The 14436-nt window shown below is 68.1% G+C and carries 10 protein-coding genes; 6 read left to right on the top strand and 4 right to left on the bottom strand.

The genetic code is table 11. The features are described from left to right. Positions 1-139: 139 nt before the first annotated feature. Positions 140-2506 (bottom strand): ATP-dependent zinc metalloprotease FtsH, encoded by a 2367-nt coding sequence (gene ftsH, locus ACFVJ5_RS11755; RefSeq protein ID WP_379219974.1) that lies wholly within the window; start codon positions 2504-2506, stop codon positions 140-142. Positions 2507-2730: 224 nt separating this feature from the next. Here ftsH and ACFVJ5_RS11750 point away from each other — a divergent pair, with 224 nt between their 5' ends. Further along, complete coding sequence (locus ACFVJ5_RS11750) at positions 2731-3717, top strand: hypothetical protein (protein WP_379219973.1); 987 nt, start codon at positions 2731-2733, stop codon at positions 3715-3717. 22 nt (positions 3718-3739) lie between these two features. On the opposite strand, the gene ACFVJ5_RS11745 is transcribed toward ACFVJ5_RS11750, so the two are convergent. Beyond that, positions 3740-4597 carry a DUF1266 domain-containing protein gene (locus tag ACFVJ5_RS11745; protein WP_062991379.1) on the bottom strand — a complete coding sequence of 286 codons (858 nt, stop codon included), beginning with the start codon at positions 4595-4597 and terminating at the stop codon, positions 3740-3742. A 125-nt stretch (positions 4598-4722) separates the two neighbouring features. Between ACFVJ5_RS11745 and ACFVJ5_RS11740 the strand changes: the two genes are divergently transcribed. From ACFVJ5_RS11740 to ACFVJ5_RS11730, 3 genes are all read left to right on the top strand, one after another. Further along, positions 4723-4995 carry a DUF2277 domain-containing protein gene (locus tag ACFVJ5_RS11740; protein WP_101464740.1) on the top strand — a complete coding sequence of 91 codons (273 nt, stop codon included), beginning with the start codon at positions 4723-4725 and terminating at the stop codon, positions 4993-4995. Between the two features lie 121 nt (positions 4996-5116). Then, complete coding sequence (locus ACFVJ5_RS11735) at positions 5117-6667, top strand: aldehyde dehydrogenase family protein (RefSeq protein WP_379219972.1); 1551 nt, start codon at positions 5117-5119, stop codon at positions 6665-6667. Between the two features lie 386 nt (positions 6668-7053). Beyond that, positions 7054-7950, top strand: a complete 897-nt coding sequence (locus tag ACFVJ5_RS11730) for a LysR family transcriptional regulator (protein WP_379219971.1) — start codon at positions 7054-7056, stop codon at positions 7948-7950. Here ACFVJ5_RS11730 and ACFVJ5_RS11725 read toward each other — a convergent pair. Then, entirely contained in the window at positions 7947-9368 is a 1422-nt protein-coding gene (locus ACFVJ5_RS11725; RefSeq protein ID WP_379219970.1) for an amidase, read from the bottom strand. The two genes, ACFVJ5_RS11730 and ACFVJ5_RS11725, sit on opposite strands and share 4 nt — an antisense overlap. 152 nt (positions 9369-9520) lie before the next feature. Between ACFVJ5_RS11725 and ACFVJ5_RS11720 the strand changes: the two genes are divergently transcribed. After that, positions 9521-11926, top strand: a complete 2406-nt coding sequence (locus ACFVJ5_RS11720) for a protein kinase (protein WP_379219969.1) — start codon at positions 9521-9523, stop codon at positions 11924-11926. Positions 11927-11977: 51 nt separating this feature from the next. Beyond that, positions 11978-13894, top strand: a complete 1917-nt coding sequence (locus tag ACFVJ5_RS11715) for a serine/threonine-protein kinase (protein ID WP_379219968.1) — start codon at positions 11978-11980, stop codon at positions 13892-13894. On the opposite strand, the gene hpt is transcribed toward ACFVJ5_RS11715, so the two are convergent. Continuing rightward, the gene (gene hpt, locus ACFVJ5_RS11710; RefSeq protein WP_056819061.1) at positions 13872-14423 is read right to left on the bottom strand and encodes a hypoxanthine phosphoribosyltransferase; all 552 of its coding nucleotides are present in this window, start codon (positions 14421-14423) and stop codon (positions 13872-13874) included. The genes ACFVJ5_RS11715 and hpt overlap by 23 nt on opposite strands. Positions 14424-14436 lie beyond the last annotated feature (13 nt).

The raw sequence follows: 14436 nt of genomic DNA, 5'->3' as shown, positions 1-14436 counted from the left end.
GTCCAGAGGCGGGCGGGCCGAGAACCAGAGCCGAAAGCCGGCGACCACCCGACATTCGACGGCCGAGCGTAATCCGAGAACCTGTGCCGAACGCCGGTACCTGTTCGGCATTCGACCTTCGAGCGTAGTTGGCCCCCGGTCAGTGGCGACCGTTCGGCCCTTCCCAGTCCTTGTTCTCCGGATCGGCATCACGCGCGGGCGGCTGCGGCTGGGCACCCCACGGCTGGAAACCGTCGCTGGCGTGCCGCGGCTGCTGCTGCTCGGGCCGACCCCAGGCACTGCCCTGGTCCTGTGGCGGTTGGGGCTGCTGCTGGGGCTGCTGCTGTTGCGGCTGCTGCTCCTCGCGCGGCGGCCAACCCGGAGCCGACCAGCCGGCCGGTGCGCCGTAATCGGGCCGCGAACCGTGCGTCCCCGACTGCCGGGGGAACGCCTGCGTCGGCGCGGCGGGCAACGGGTAACCGGCCGCGGGCGGCGCGGGCTGGCCGTACGGCTGACCCGGGTAGCCGTTGGGCTCGACCGGCGGCGCCCCGTTGGGCACCGGCACCGGCGCGGGCTGCACCGGCGGCCACGGCTCGCCGCGCTCGACGGCCAGCTCGCCCGGCGTCTTCACCGGCGGCTTGTCCGACGGGTGCCGATCACCGAAATCGTTGAACGCGGTGATCCGCGGACGCTTCTCCACACCGGCCAGGATCGTCTCGAGATCCTTGCGGTGCAGCGTCTCGCGCTCGAGCAACGCGGTGGCCAAGGCGTCGAGCTGCTCGCGGTATTCGCTGAGGATCGACCACGCCTCGGTGTGCGCGGCCTCGATGAGGTTGCGCACCTCCTCGTCGATCTCGCGGGCGACCTCGTGCGAGTAGTCGGCCTGCACGCCCATCGATCGACCGAGGAACGGGTCGCCCTGCTCCTGGCCGTAGCGCACGGCGCCGAGGCGGGCACTCATGCCGTACTCCGTGACCATCCCGCGGGCGATCTTGGTGGCCTGGTCGATATCGGAGGACGCGCCGGTGGTCGGCTCGTGGAACACCAGTTCCTCGGCGGCGCGGCCACCCATCGCGAAGACCAGCCGGGAGATCATCTCCGAGCGGGTCATCAGGCCCTTGTCGTCCTCGGGCACCGTCATGGCGTGCCCGCCGGTGCGGCCGCGGGCCAGGATGGTGACCTTGTAGACGGGCTCGATATCGGGCATCGCCCAGGCCGCCAGGGTGTGGCCGCCCTCGTGGTAGGCGGTGATCTTCTTCTCGTGCTCGCTGATGATGCGGCTCTTGCGGCGCGGGCCACCGATCACCCGGTCGACCGATTCCTCGAGCGATTCGCCGGTGATGACCGAACCGTTCTCGCGGGCGGTGAGCAGCGCGGCCTCGTTGATCACGTTGGCCAGATCGGCGCCGGACATGCCGACGGTGCGCTTGGCCAGGCCCTCGAGGTCGGCTTCCTGCGAGATCGGCTTGCCCGCCGAGTGCACCCGCAGGATCGCGCGGCGACCGGCCAGGTCGGGGTTGCCGACCGGGATCTGCCGGTCGAACCGGCCGGGACGCAGCAGCGCGGGGTCGAGGATGTCGGGCCGGTTGGTGGCTGCGATCAGGATGATGTTGGAGCGATCGCCGAAGCCGTCCATCTCGACCAGCAGCTGGTTGAGGGTCTGCTCGCGCTCGTCGTGACCGCCGCCGAGGCCGGCACCGCGCTGGCGGCCGACCGCGTCGATCTCGTCGACAAAGATGATGCAGGGGCTGTTCTGCTTGGCCTGCTCGAACAGGTCGCGCACGCGGGAGGCGCCGACACCGACGAACATCTCGACGAAGTCCGAACCGGAGATGGTGAAGAACGGCACCCCGGCCTCGCCCGCGACCGCGCGGGCCAGCAGCGTCTTACCGGTTCCCGGCGGCCCGTAGAGCAGCACGCCCTTGGGGATCTTCGCGCCGAGCGCCTGGTAGCGGGCCGGATTCTGGAGGAAGTCCTTGATCTCGTAGAGCTCTTCGACGGCCTCGTCGGCACCGGCCACGTCCTGGAACGTGGTCTTGGGCATGTCCTTGGTCAGCAGTTTGGCCTTGGACTTCCCGAAGCCCATCATCCCGCCACGGCCGCCGCCCTGCATGCGCGACATCACGAAGATGAACAGGCCGACCAGCAGCACCATCGGCACGATGAACAGCAGCAGCTGCGACAGCCAGCTCTCCTGCTTGACCACGGTGTCGTACGGCGCGCCGGACTTCTGCACGGCGTCGAGGATCTGCGCGGAGTTCTCCCCACCACTGGGGTACTTGGCGACGATCTTGGCGTTGTTGCTCGTGGCCTCGTTGCCGTTGTTCAGTTCGATGCGGAGCTGCTGCTCCTTGTCATCGATCTGCACGTTCTTGACGTTCGCTTTGTCCTCGAGCTGGGTCAGCGCAACGGAAGTGTCGACACTCTCCCAACCGCGCGTGTCATCGCTGAGAAAGCTGAACAGCCAGATCATGAGCATGATGCCCGAGATGATCGCCAAGGTGCGAAACACTGTCTTGCGGTTCATAGAGCGTCGGCCGGACGGCCCAGTCCTTTCCGGTTATTACTCCGGGTGTGCTTGCGAAGCGTCGAGATCGGCGGGTTTCGGATGCGGACATGCCACGTTACCGCGTACGGTCTAGTTCGATACATCGCGCAGTTCGGCTGCTGGTGCAGTTGCACTGGTAAACGGCCGGAGAACGCAAGAGGTTCCCGAACGCTCCGACCGGGTTGTGGCAAGTGGCCACAATCATGTCATGCCCGCCTTATCGTGGGCGACGACACAACTACAGCGCAGGGGGTATAGACATCGTCGAGCTACGAACACCCACAGCGATTCTGCGCCACGGCGGTGGACGGCTCGTCGTCCTCCGGCCGGGTACCGACGGCGAACGTGTTCTCGACGTTCCCATTGCCGACCTGCTCAAGGTGCGCCTCAATCGGCGCGCCGACGAAGCGGTGGTGATCGAGATCTATCTGCGTTATCCCACGGCGGTCCTCACCGGCGTTCCCGCCGACCGCACTCCCCTTCCGGTGCTCATCGCCGAGCACGACGTGCCTGCCGCCCTCGGCATCGTCGACCGGATCAACGACCAGATCATGACGACCCAGCGCATCGACGTGGCCGCGCCGGATCTCACCCCGCCCGCTCCCGAGTGGGGCAAGTCCGGTCCCACCCGCGCCGATGTCGAGCGCGCCGTGCGCCGGATGGCGCCGCGCAAAGACGCGCGTTCGGCCGTCAACGCACTGAACCGGTATGTCACGCCCGACGAATACGTCCTGGAAACGGCCATCGCCGTCGCCGCCCCGCCCGCGGGATCGGGCACCGGCCTGCTCGCCGCGACCACCTCTCGCGTGCTGTTCATCTCCATCGGCAGCGGCGAACGCTACGCCTTCGAATTGGCGGTGGCCGCGATTCTCGGCGCTCGCACCGTCGAAGGCGCGCGCTCGGCGCCCGGCGAGGTCGATACCCGCCACGGCGGATCGGGCATCGATATCAACGACGGCAATCGCACGCTGCATTTCGCGGGCGTGGATCGCGCCGACACCGAACGGGTCACCTGCGCGGTGAATTTCGCCATCCGCAGGCAGGCCGCCGACGGTGCCGCCGGGCCTGCCGACCCGGGTGTCAACCAGCTCTACGCGGAATGGGAATTACTGGTCGAGCGGCATTCGCTCGGCATGGTCGACGACACCCAATTCCAGCGCTACGGCCGCGGAATCCTGCGCAGCCTGTAGTGCCGGTGGCCGGACCGAATGCTCAATTCGGTTCGGCCGCTTCGGTTTCCGCCTTCTGCTCCGGCTCGTTGAGTTCGATCCGGCGCCACGGGCTGGTGGGCCTGGTCCACAGTCGCACCAGTTCCATCCGGCGGTCGACGCCGCCGTTCTTCAGTTCGGCGAGGTCCTCGGTGGCCTGCCAGTAGGTCCAGCCGGTGAGGTAGGCGTCGCCGAACTGGCGCCAGTTGCGGTAGCGGCGCTGCGCGGGGACCAGCGCGCGCATGCAGTATTCCCATGCCACGTCGGCGTCGATGTAGCCGGCGGTGAACGCCATGCGGGCCACCGCGACGACGCGGGCCAGATCCCAGGCGTGGATGTCGTTGGGTAGTGGGCGCGATAGATGGTCGGTGAAGCCGATCTTGATGGCTTGGGCCCAGATGTCGTAGTCGCGGACCAGCGCCTCGGGATTGTCCATCCCCCGAAACGAACCGACCTGCCGCAGGAACGCGCGCTGTTTGTCGGCCCGCTCACCGAAACGGTCGCGCTCGCTGGCGTTGACCGAGGCCATCACCAGCGGATGCACCAGCGAGTACAGGGGCGCGTGCATACCTTCGAGGAGCTGTTCCATCGAGGCGCGGGCTTCGGTGCCGTCGGTGATGCCCCAGGCGCCGGTGAGGGTGTCGATGGCGAGTTCGCGGCGGTCGCCGAGCGGGTGCTCACGCTCGGGGCCGAGCAGCATCGCGTCGTGGAAGGCGTCCCAGCGCGTGGAGTAGAAGGCACCGAGGGCGAGCGCGCGCAGTTCGTCGTCGCTCACCCCCGCGCCCGACCAGTGATCTTCTTCGCGCTCATCTAGTTCCGGGTACGGAAAAGTGGTCAGCGCTGGTACTCCCCTGGCAGGCATGCGGCCGAGTCTAGTGCCGTGACCGCGATCACGGGTGGCGTGCGAATCTCACGTGCGTCACGAGATTTTCAGATCGCCTTATTCTTCGCCTGTCGCGTCATGCCACACAGGTCTATGGTTCTGACATGTGTAGAAATATCACCGTCTTGCGTGGTCTGGAGCCTGCCGCCACCGAGCAGGAGATCTACGCTGCCGCCTTGCAATATGTGCGCAAAGTCGGCGGCATCTCCGGCCTGAGTAGCGCCACCAAACCCGCGGTCGACAAAGCTGTCGCGGCCATCGCCGCGGCCACCACCGCGCTGCTGGCCGAACTCCCCGATCGCCGGGTCCCGCCGCCCACCGAGCCGCCGCTGCGACGGATCGCGGCGCGCGAGAACGAGGTCAGCGAGACACCGTAGGAATCAGCTCGGCCCAGAACTGCAACGTGTTCTAATTGTCTGAGCAGGCACGCCACTTCCTCTTGGCCGCGCCGCGACAGTCGGTGAACCGAATTCAGCAGACGCACGAGGAGAACGACCAGTGAGCGAACTCGACAAAGACGTCGCGGTGATCGAAGTACACAATCCGGCCACGGGCGACCTCGTCGGCACCGTGCCCGTCACCACGCCCGACGACGTGGCGGCCGCGGTCCGCGAACTGCGCCTCTACCAGCCGGAATGGGAAGCGATCGGGCCGGACGGGCGCAAGCAGTGGCTGCTGAAGATGCAGGACTGGCTGATCGACAACACCGAGCAGCTGGCCGCGGTGCTGCAATCCGAGACCGCCAAGCCACGCGTCGACGCGATCATCGATCCGGCGTTCGCGGTCGACATCCTCGGCTACTACGCGCGCCGGGCAGGCAAGTTCCTCGCCGACGACCACCCGTCCCCGCACAGCCCGCTCGCGCGGGTGAAGTCGCTGACCGTGGCCTACCGCCCCTATCCCGTGGTCGGGGTGATCACGCCGTGGAACTTCCCGCTCGCGATGCCCGCGATCGACGTGTTCCCCGCACTGGCGGCCGGCGCCGCGGTAATCCTCAAGCCGTCGGAGGTGACCCCGCTGTCCGCGGTGGAACTGGCTCGCGGCTGGGCCGAGATCGGTGCGCCGCCGGTGTTCAAGGTGGTCACCGGCGCCGGCGCGACCGGCGCGGCCGTGGTCGAGAACGCCGACTACATCCAGTTCACCGGTTCCACCGCGACCGGTCGCAAGATCGCGGCCACCTGCGCGGAGCGGATGGTGCCCTACAGCCTCGAGCTCGGCGGCAAGGACCCCGCGATCGTGCTCGCCGACGCGGACCTGGACCGCGCCGCGCACGGCATCGCCTTCGGCGGCATGTTCAACGCCGGTCAGGTGTGCATCTCGGTCGAGCGGGTCTACGTCGAAGCGCCGGTCTACGACGAGTTCGTCACCAAGCTCACCGCGGCGGTCGCCGCCTTGCGCCAGGGCGCCGACGATCGCGAGTCGAAGAACGACGTGGGCGCGCTGGCCAACGAGAACCAGGTGCTGATCGTGCAGCGCCACGTCGACGAGGCGGTGGCGGCGGGCGCCCGGGTGACCACCGGCGGCAAACGCACCGGCGTGGGCACCTTCTTCGAGCCGACCGTGCTCGTGGATGTGGACCATTCGATGTCGTGCGTCGCCGAGGAGACCTTCGGCCCGACGCTGCCGGTGATGAAGGTGGCCGACGAGGCCGAGGCGATCCGGATGGCCAACGACTCGATCTACGGACTTTCGGCGTCGGTGTGGACCGGCGACAAGGCGCGTGGCGAACGCGTGGCCAGGCAGCTGAACACGGGCGCGGTGAACATCAACGACGTGTTCTCGAACCTGTTCAATCCCGCGATGCCGATGGGCGGTTGGGGTCTGTCCGGCGTCGGCGCGCGCTGGGGCGGTGCGTCGGGGCTGCGGAAATACTGTCGCGCGCAGGCGATGACGAAGCCGAAGCTGCCGACCATGGGCAAAGAACTGTTCTGGTACCCCTACGACATGAACAAGCTGGTCTTCGCGGTCGCGGCGATGCGGGCGGCCGGTGCGCGTGGGATGCGCCGGATCGACCTGCCGACGGTGCTGCGTCTCAAGAAGAGCAAGTAGTCGATTCCGGCTGCGACGCATGTTGGCGCGCAGCCGGAATCGTCGCGTCGAAACTTCTTTGTGACTAACATCACCCACCTTGCTTCGCCGGTCATGGTCGCCGTGGTCAGCGGCACCTTTCGACGCGAACGACAGCGGCACCGCGCGGCCCACAGCGGGGCAGGTGATGTGAACAGCGACGCATTTTCGCTGGTCAGCTGCCCAGATTTGACGTCGATCCACTCGATGGCAGATCGGCACGAACAATAGACAATCCGATGGTGCAGCTCACCATGTCAGGCCATATGCTGTGCGATACCAACCTGGTGACTGTTTTGATCCACTTCCGCGAACTTCCTTGCCCGTTTTGGCTGGATTTTCCCGACCGATTCTGATAGCAAGGTGCTATGGACCCGCATTTGCGCGATCTGCGGTATTTCGTCGCCGTCGCTGAGGAACTGCATTTCACGAACGCCGCCCAGCGGCTGCATATCGCTCAGCCGACGTTGTCACGCCAGATCCGCCAGCTCGAACGCCAGCTCGACGTGGTCCTGTTCGACCGCAACCAGCGCAGTGTCGCCCTCACCGTCGCCGGTAAGGAACTGCTCGAAGGCGCACGCAAGATCCTCGAGCTGTGGGAGGTGACCAACGTGTCCCTCCAGGAAGCAGGCGAGGTGCTGCGCGTCGGTATCCAGTCCGCGCTCGGCCGGGGTCTGCTCAACGACCTCGAGAGCGCGAGCGGTCACCGTCTCGCCCTGCACGCCGCATCGTGGAACGACCCCTCCAGTGGCCTGGCCGGTCGACAGGCCGACCTGTCGCTGGTCTGGCTGCCGCTGCCCGACCCCAACCGTTATCGCTGGCAGGTGCTGCGCACCGAGCCGCGCTGGGTGCTGCTGCCCGAGTCGCACCCGCTGGCCGAGCAGGACAGCATCGAATTCACCGATCTGCTCGACGAGCCCTTCGTCGCCCTGCCCACCGAGGCGGGCGCGGTCCGCGACTTCTGGCTCGGCAACGATGCCCGTGGCGGCAAGGCGGCCAAGATCGGCGCCGAGGCGGCCACCCCCGAGGACAAGCTCGAGGCCGTGAGCCTCGGCCTCGGCGTGTGCCTGCTGGCCGAGAACAACGTGCCGATGTACCGCTGGCCCGGGCTCACCGCGCGTCCGGTCGCCGGTCTCACCCCGTGTGAGCTGGCAGTGGCGTGGCGGGCCGACGACACGCGCCCGACCATTCTGGAATTCGCCGGTCGCGCCGTCGACGGCGGTTTCTCCGAGCCGACGCCGCAGCCGCAGCCGATCGCGGTCTAGTTCGACAGTTCCAGTTGGGCGGCGAGACCGAGCAAGGTGGACTCGCTGCCCGGCGGACCGATCAGTTGCGCGGCCAACGGGGTATGGGCCTCGGGATGGGTGCCCATCGGCAGTGATGCCGCGGGCCAGCCGAGCAGATTCCACAGTCCGGTGAACGGCGCGTAGCGCGCCGAGGACACGACATTCGCGGCCCACCCGCGCCCGCTCCACTGCCTGGCCTTGGGCGGTGGCGCGGCCAGCGTCGGAGTGATCACCACATCGAAGTCCTCGAAGAATTCGAGCAGTCTGGCTTCGGTCCGGTCGATCTGGCTGGGGCGGACCAGGCCGAGTCGCCGGATCACCCTGCCGATCGCCAGATGACGTTTGGTGCGTTGCTGGAGCAGTTCGGGGTTCTCGAGTGCCTCGGCGTCGGCCAGACCCGCGCTCGGCCAGCGCAGCAGCATCAACAACGCCGCGTCGCCGTAGGGCAGTTCCACCGGTTGCACCTCGTGCCCGGCCACTGCCGCGCGCGCACCCGCGGTGCGCGCCGCCGCCGTCCAATGCCGATCCATCCGGACCAGTCGCGACGGCGGAGCCACGGCCAGTCCGATGCGTAGTCGCTGTGGCTTGCGTAGTTCGGCCAGGTCGGAACGGCCCGCCAGCACCGACAGCGCCAGCGCCGCGTCTGACACCGTGGTCGCGAGGACGCCGTTCTCGGCCAGTCCCGCCCAGGAATCGGCGCCGATCTGCGCGGGCACCACGTGTCTACCCGGCTTGATCCCGAAGACCCCGCACGCCGCGGCGGGCACCCGGATCGAACCGAGGCCGTCGTTGCCGTGCGCGATCGGCACGAGTCCGGCGGCCACCGCGGCGGCCGCGCCACCCGAGGATCCACCCGTCGACCGGCCGACATCGCGTGGATTGCGGGTGACGCACCCCGCGGAGTCGGTACTCGCCCACAAGCCGAGCTCGGGCATCGCCGTCAGCCCCACCACGATCGCGCCCGCGGCGCGCAGCCTGGCCACCACCGGGTGATCGACGCTCGCCGGTTCGTCCGAGGTGGCCGCCGAACCGGCCCTGGTCGGCTCACCTGCCACCGCGATGTTCTGTTTCACCGCCACCGGCACACCGGCCAGCGGCAGCTCGTCGAGGTCTTGTCTGGCGGCGAGTTCTCGCGCTTCGGCTCGTGCCCGCTCGGCGCGCACCACCGTGAACGCGTTGATCTTGCGATTCTCCGAGGCGATGCGGGCGAGCGCGTCGGCGGTGACGTCGGCCGGGGTGATGATGCCCGCGCGGACGCGAGCGGCCAGTGCCGCTGCGGGGCCGCCGATGGGGAACTCGTCGGCGGGCGGGCGGGACGAGTCCATCGTCACCTCAGCGTCCGTTACGCCGTCGTCGTCGACGGACTCCCATGCTACCGCTGTGAGGTCTTCGTTCATCTGCGGATTCGCCCCCGTCGCATGGTCGTCGAAATTCGGGTGATCAGCTCTAGAGGCGCAAGTTATCATTTCAAGTACAGCTCTCCGGCGATGGCGGCGGGTGTGGCGGAATGAATTTCGCACCGATCCGCGCGAACTCTTTAGGTCGGTTGATGATCGATAACACCGGAAGCGGGGAACAACCCGACGCAACACCCGGTCGGGCCACGAATGTGCGCGTCGACATGGTCGAGGCGTTCGCCGCCGCGTGGGGCGCGGTCGACGAGCGCCCGCCCGACATCGCCGAGTTCCTCCCCGACGCGGCCACCTTGCGCGCGCAGGCGCTGCACGAGCTGATCCGGGTCGACCTGCGCCATCGCTGGCTGCATCACGCCGGCACCGGCATCGACCGCAAGCGGCTGATCCACTACTGCGCCGAGTTCCCCGAACTCGACCGGGCGTCGCTGCCCGCCGGGCTGGTGTTCGAGGAATTCGTCATCCGCAGGCACAGCGGCGAGCGGGTCGATCCGCGCGAGTGCCTGAGCGAGTATCCGGAGCAGGCGGCCAGTCTGCGCGGCCTGCTCAATACCGAGGAACTCGACCAGAGCACCCACCGGACCGACGATCCCGACGCGACGGTGAACCAAACGCCGGACTCGACTCGTAGTACTCAGATGACCAGCCCGCAGCTCGACCTCACCGCGACCGCCACCTCGGCCGCGACGTCGTCGACGGACGCACTCTCGAATCCCGGCGCGTTCGAACCGCTCGACCGCATCGAAATCGGCCAGCGTATCGGCGATTTCGAGCTGCTCACCGGGCTCGGTTCGGGTGCGTTCGCGCGCGTCTTCCTGGCCAGGCAGACGTCGATGCAGCGGCTGGTCGCGGTGAAGATCTCCGCCGACCGCGGCACCGAACCGCAGACGCTGGCCCAGCTCGACCACGACTACATCGTGCGCGTGTTCGACCAGCAACTGATGGACACCGACTCGGCGCCCTCGGGTTCGCGTCGCCTCCGTCTGCTCTACATGCAGTTCCTGCCCGGCGGAACCCTGCTCGGCCTGCTGCGCTGGGTCCGCGCGACCCCACCCGCCGAACGCAGCGGCAAACTGCTGCTCGACGCGGTGGACGCCGCCATGGAGGAGAAGGGCGAGATCCGGCCGACCGATTCGAGCGTGCGCTCCGAGATCGCCGCCCTGAGCTGGCCGGAAACGGTGGCCTGGCTGGGCAGGCGGCTGGCCGAGGCGCTCGACTACGCGTCCTCGCACGGTGTGCTGCACCGCGACGTGAAACCGGCGAATGTGCTGCTCACCGCCGAGGGCGTCCCCAAGCTCGCCGACTTCAACATCAGCTTCAGCCGCACCGTGGAGGGCACCAGCCCGGTCGCCTACTTCGGCGGTTCGCTGGCCTACATGTCGCCCGAACAGCTGGAGGCCTGTCACCCCGGTCTCAGCCGCAGCGCCGCCGACCTCGACACCCGCAGCGATATCTACTCCCTCGGCGTGGTCCTGTGGGAACTACTGACCGGCGCGAAGCCGTTCGACGACGACACCGCCGCGGCCGAGGGTCGCGGCGACGAAACCACCCTCGAGGCCATGCTCGAGCGACGAACCGGCGGCGTCGACCCCGTCGCGCTCGACCGGGTTCCGGCGAACTGTCCCGCTGCCCTGCGCCGGGTGCTGCTGACCTGCCTCGACCCGGACAGGTCGGGTCGCTGGGCCGAAGGCGCGGTGCTGGCCAAGCAGTTCGACCTGTGTCTGGACGCCCGCGCCCGCGACCTCGTCGACCCGCCGCCGAACAGCTGGCGGATGGTGTGGCGCAAGTGGCCGCTGCTGGTGATGGTCCTGGCGATCGGCGTCCCCAACGCACTCGCCTCCTGGTACAACATCCTGCACAACCAGAATCTGGTGGTGAGCCGGCTCAGCGAGACCGCCCAGCAATCGTTCGTGGTGATCACCGCGGGCGTGAACGTGGTCTTCTTCCCGCTGGGCGCCGCGGTGCTCATCTACCTCGCCCGTTTCGTGCTCTCCGTGCCGCGCGGCCTGCGCCACGGCCGCCGCTACGACCCACAGATCCTGCGTCGCACCAGACACGACACCTTGCGCCTGGGCGACCAGGTGGTGATCGTCGCGTTCTCGCTGTGGGCGATCTCCGGAATCACCTTTCCGATCGCGCTGCAGTTGGCCGCCGGGGACGTCCCCGGCCGTGCCGTGGTCCACTTCCTCGCCTCGCTGCTGGTCTGCGGCGCGATCGCCGTCGCCTACCCGTTCTTCCTCGTGACGTTCTACCTGGTCCGCTGCATCTACCCGATCTTCCTTCGCCACGGCGAGATCAGCACCGACGACAGCGCCTGGCTGCGCGCGCTGAGCCGCCGCTGCACCTGGTACCTCGCGGTGGCCGCCTCGGTCCCCCTGCTCGCCGTCGCGGGCGTCACCTTCCTCCCGCCCGGGGATATCCCGGCCGTGATCGTCGCCGTTCGGGTGCTCTGCGTCGGCGGCATCGTCGCCTTCGTCGGCTCCTACCTGCTCTTCCGCGCACTCGAAGCCGATCTGAAGGCCCTGGAACGCGTCGTCAGCTGACGATCTCCGGCGCGGATGAACCTCCGTGTGGGTCCGCGCGTATGACCCGTCGTGAGCTCGACTGTCATCACCGAGGCGACCCGCCCCTCGCTCGACCGCACCGCCACCATGCACTCCACCGATCGCCGCGGGCTCGACCGGTTCGACGTGGGCGATCGCGTCGGCGACTTCGAGCTGCTGACCGAGCTCGGCGCGGGCGCGTTCGCCCGGGTCTTCCTGGCCCGGCAACGGTCGATGCAACGCTTGGTCGCGGTGAAGATCTCCGCCGACAGCGGCACCGAGCCGCAAACCCTGGCCCAGCTCGACCACGACTACATCGTGCGCGTCTTCGATCAGCTCGTCCTCGATCCACCCGACGACGGGTCGCCCCGGCTGCGCCTGCTGTACATGCAGTTCCTGCCCGGCGGCACCCTGCTCGGCCTGCTGCGCTGGGTCCGCGCGACCCCACCCGCCGAACGCGGCGGTCAGCTCCTGCTCGACGCGATCGACGCGGCGATGACGGAGAAGGGCGAGATCCGGCCGACGGATTCGAGCGTGCGTCGCGAGATCGCCCAACTCAGCTGGCCCGATACCGTGGCCTGGCTGGGTCGGCGCCTGGCCGCGGCGCTGGATCACGCGGCCGATCGGGGTGTGCTGCACCGTGATGTGAAGCCGGCGAATGTCCTGCTCACGGCCGAGGGGGTGCCGAAGCTCGCCGATTTCAACATCAGTTTCAGCGAGACCGCGGGCACCAGCCCGCTCTCGTATTTCGGCGGGTCACTGGCGTACATGTCACCCGAGCAGCTCGAGGCCAGCCATCCCGGCTACGACCGCAGCGCCGCCGACCTCGAAGCACGCTCCGATCTCTTCTCACTGGGAGTGCTGCTGTGGGAATTGCTCACCGGCACAAAGCCGTTCGACGACACCGGCGCCGATGACCCCGCCTGGGGCGATCAGACCAGACTGGAGGCGATGCTCGCCTCGCGCAGCGAGGGCGTGAGCGACTACGCGCTACAACAACTTCCGCCGGACTGTCCGCCCGCACTGCGCCGGGTGCTGCTCCGATGCCTCGAGCCGGACCGAGCCGACCGCTGGCCAGACGGCACCGTCCTCGCCGAACAGTTCGACCTCTGCCTGGACCCGCGCAGCAGAAACCTGGTCGACCCGCCTGCCGATTCCTATCGAATACGCTTGCGGCCCTTCATGGTTCCGCTGATGACGCTGGCGATCGCGGTGCCCAACGCGCTAGCCGTGCGATACAAGACCTGGCAGAACTCCGGCCTGCTGGTGCAGCGGCTCGAGCCCGCCGCTCGCGAAGCGCTGCACATCGTCTCGGTGGTCACCAACGTGATGGCTTTCGCCCTCGGCGCGGTGATCCTGGTCTTCCTGTCCCGCCACGCGATCCTGGTTCCGCGCGCGCTGCGGGCCGGGCGACGTGTGGGTACCGAGACGTTGGGCCTGGCAGGCAGGCAATCGCTGTACCTGGGCGACCGGGCGGTTGTCGTCGCCCTGCTGTTCTGGGTCACCGCGGCCGCGATCCTGCCCGCCACGGTGAAGGTCAGCACCGGCAAGCTGGAGACGCGCACCACCGTGCAATTTCTGACGTCGAACGCCATCGGTTGCGCCGTGGCGGCGACCTACGCGTTCTTCCTCATCACCTTTTACATGGTCCGCTGCGCGTACCCGACCTTCCTGCAGCAAGGCCACCTGTTCCACACCGATGCCGCGGCGCTGCGCGGACTCCTGCAGCGCTGCGCCTGGTACCTGGCGGTCGCCGCGTCCATCCCGCTGATCGCGATGGTCGCCATCACCTTGCTGCCCACCGAGGACCTGCTGCCGACCATGGTCTCGCTGCGCGTGGTCTACCTCGGCAGCGTCGTGGCCTTCCTCGGCTCGTACGCGCTGTTCCGCGCGATCGACGCCGATATCCGGGCCCTGATCAGAGTCGTCGATCCCCCGGGGGGAACTAGGAGTAGACCGCCGGGTTGAGGGTGCCGATGTAGGGGAGGTCGCGGTAGCGCTCGGCGTAGTCGAGGCCGTAGCCGACGACGAATTCGTTGGGGATGTCGAAGCCCACGTGCGCGACGTCGACGGGGGTGCGCAGCGCGTCGGGCTTGCGGAGCAGGGTGACTACTTCCAACGACGCCGGGTTGCGGGTGGACAGGTTGCGCTTGAGCCAGGACAGGGTCAGGCCCGAGTCGATGATGTCCTCGACGATCAGGACGTTGCGGCCCGCGATGTCCTTGTCCAGGTCCTTCATGATCCGCACCACGCCCGAGGACGAGGTGGACGAACCATAGGACGACACGGCCATGAATTCGAGCTGAGTGGGGATCGACAGCGCCCTGGCGAAGTCGGTCATGAAGAAGATCGCGCCCTTGAGGACGCAGATCAGCAGGAGGTCACCTTCGGGGGAATCGGGCGGGTATCGCTTGGCGACGAGTTCGGCCAGTTCCTCGATCTTGGCTTTGATCTCGTCTTCGGTGATCAGCACCGATGCGATGTCGTCTCCGTACACGGAAGTGGGTGTC

It is taken from the genome of Nocardia sp. NPDC127606 (assembly GCF_042671725.1).
Classification (GTDB): domain Bacteria; phylum Actinomycetota; class Actinomycetes; order Mycobacteriales; family Mycobacteriaceae; genus Nocardia.
The sequence above is the reverse complement of the archived record's forward strand: the minus strand, read 5'-3'. Positions and strand labels throughout refer to the sequence as shown.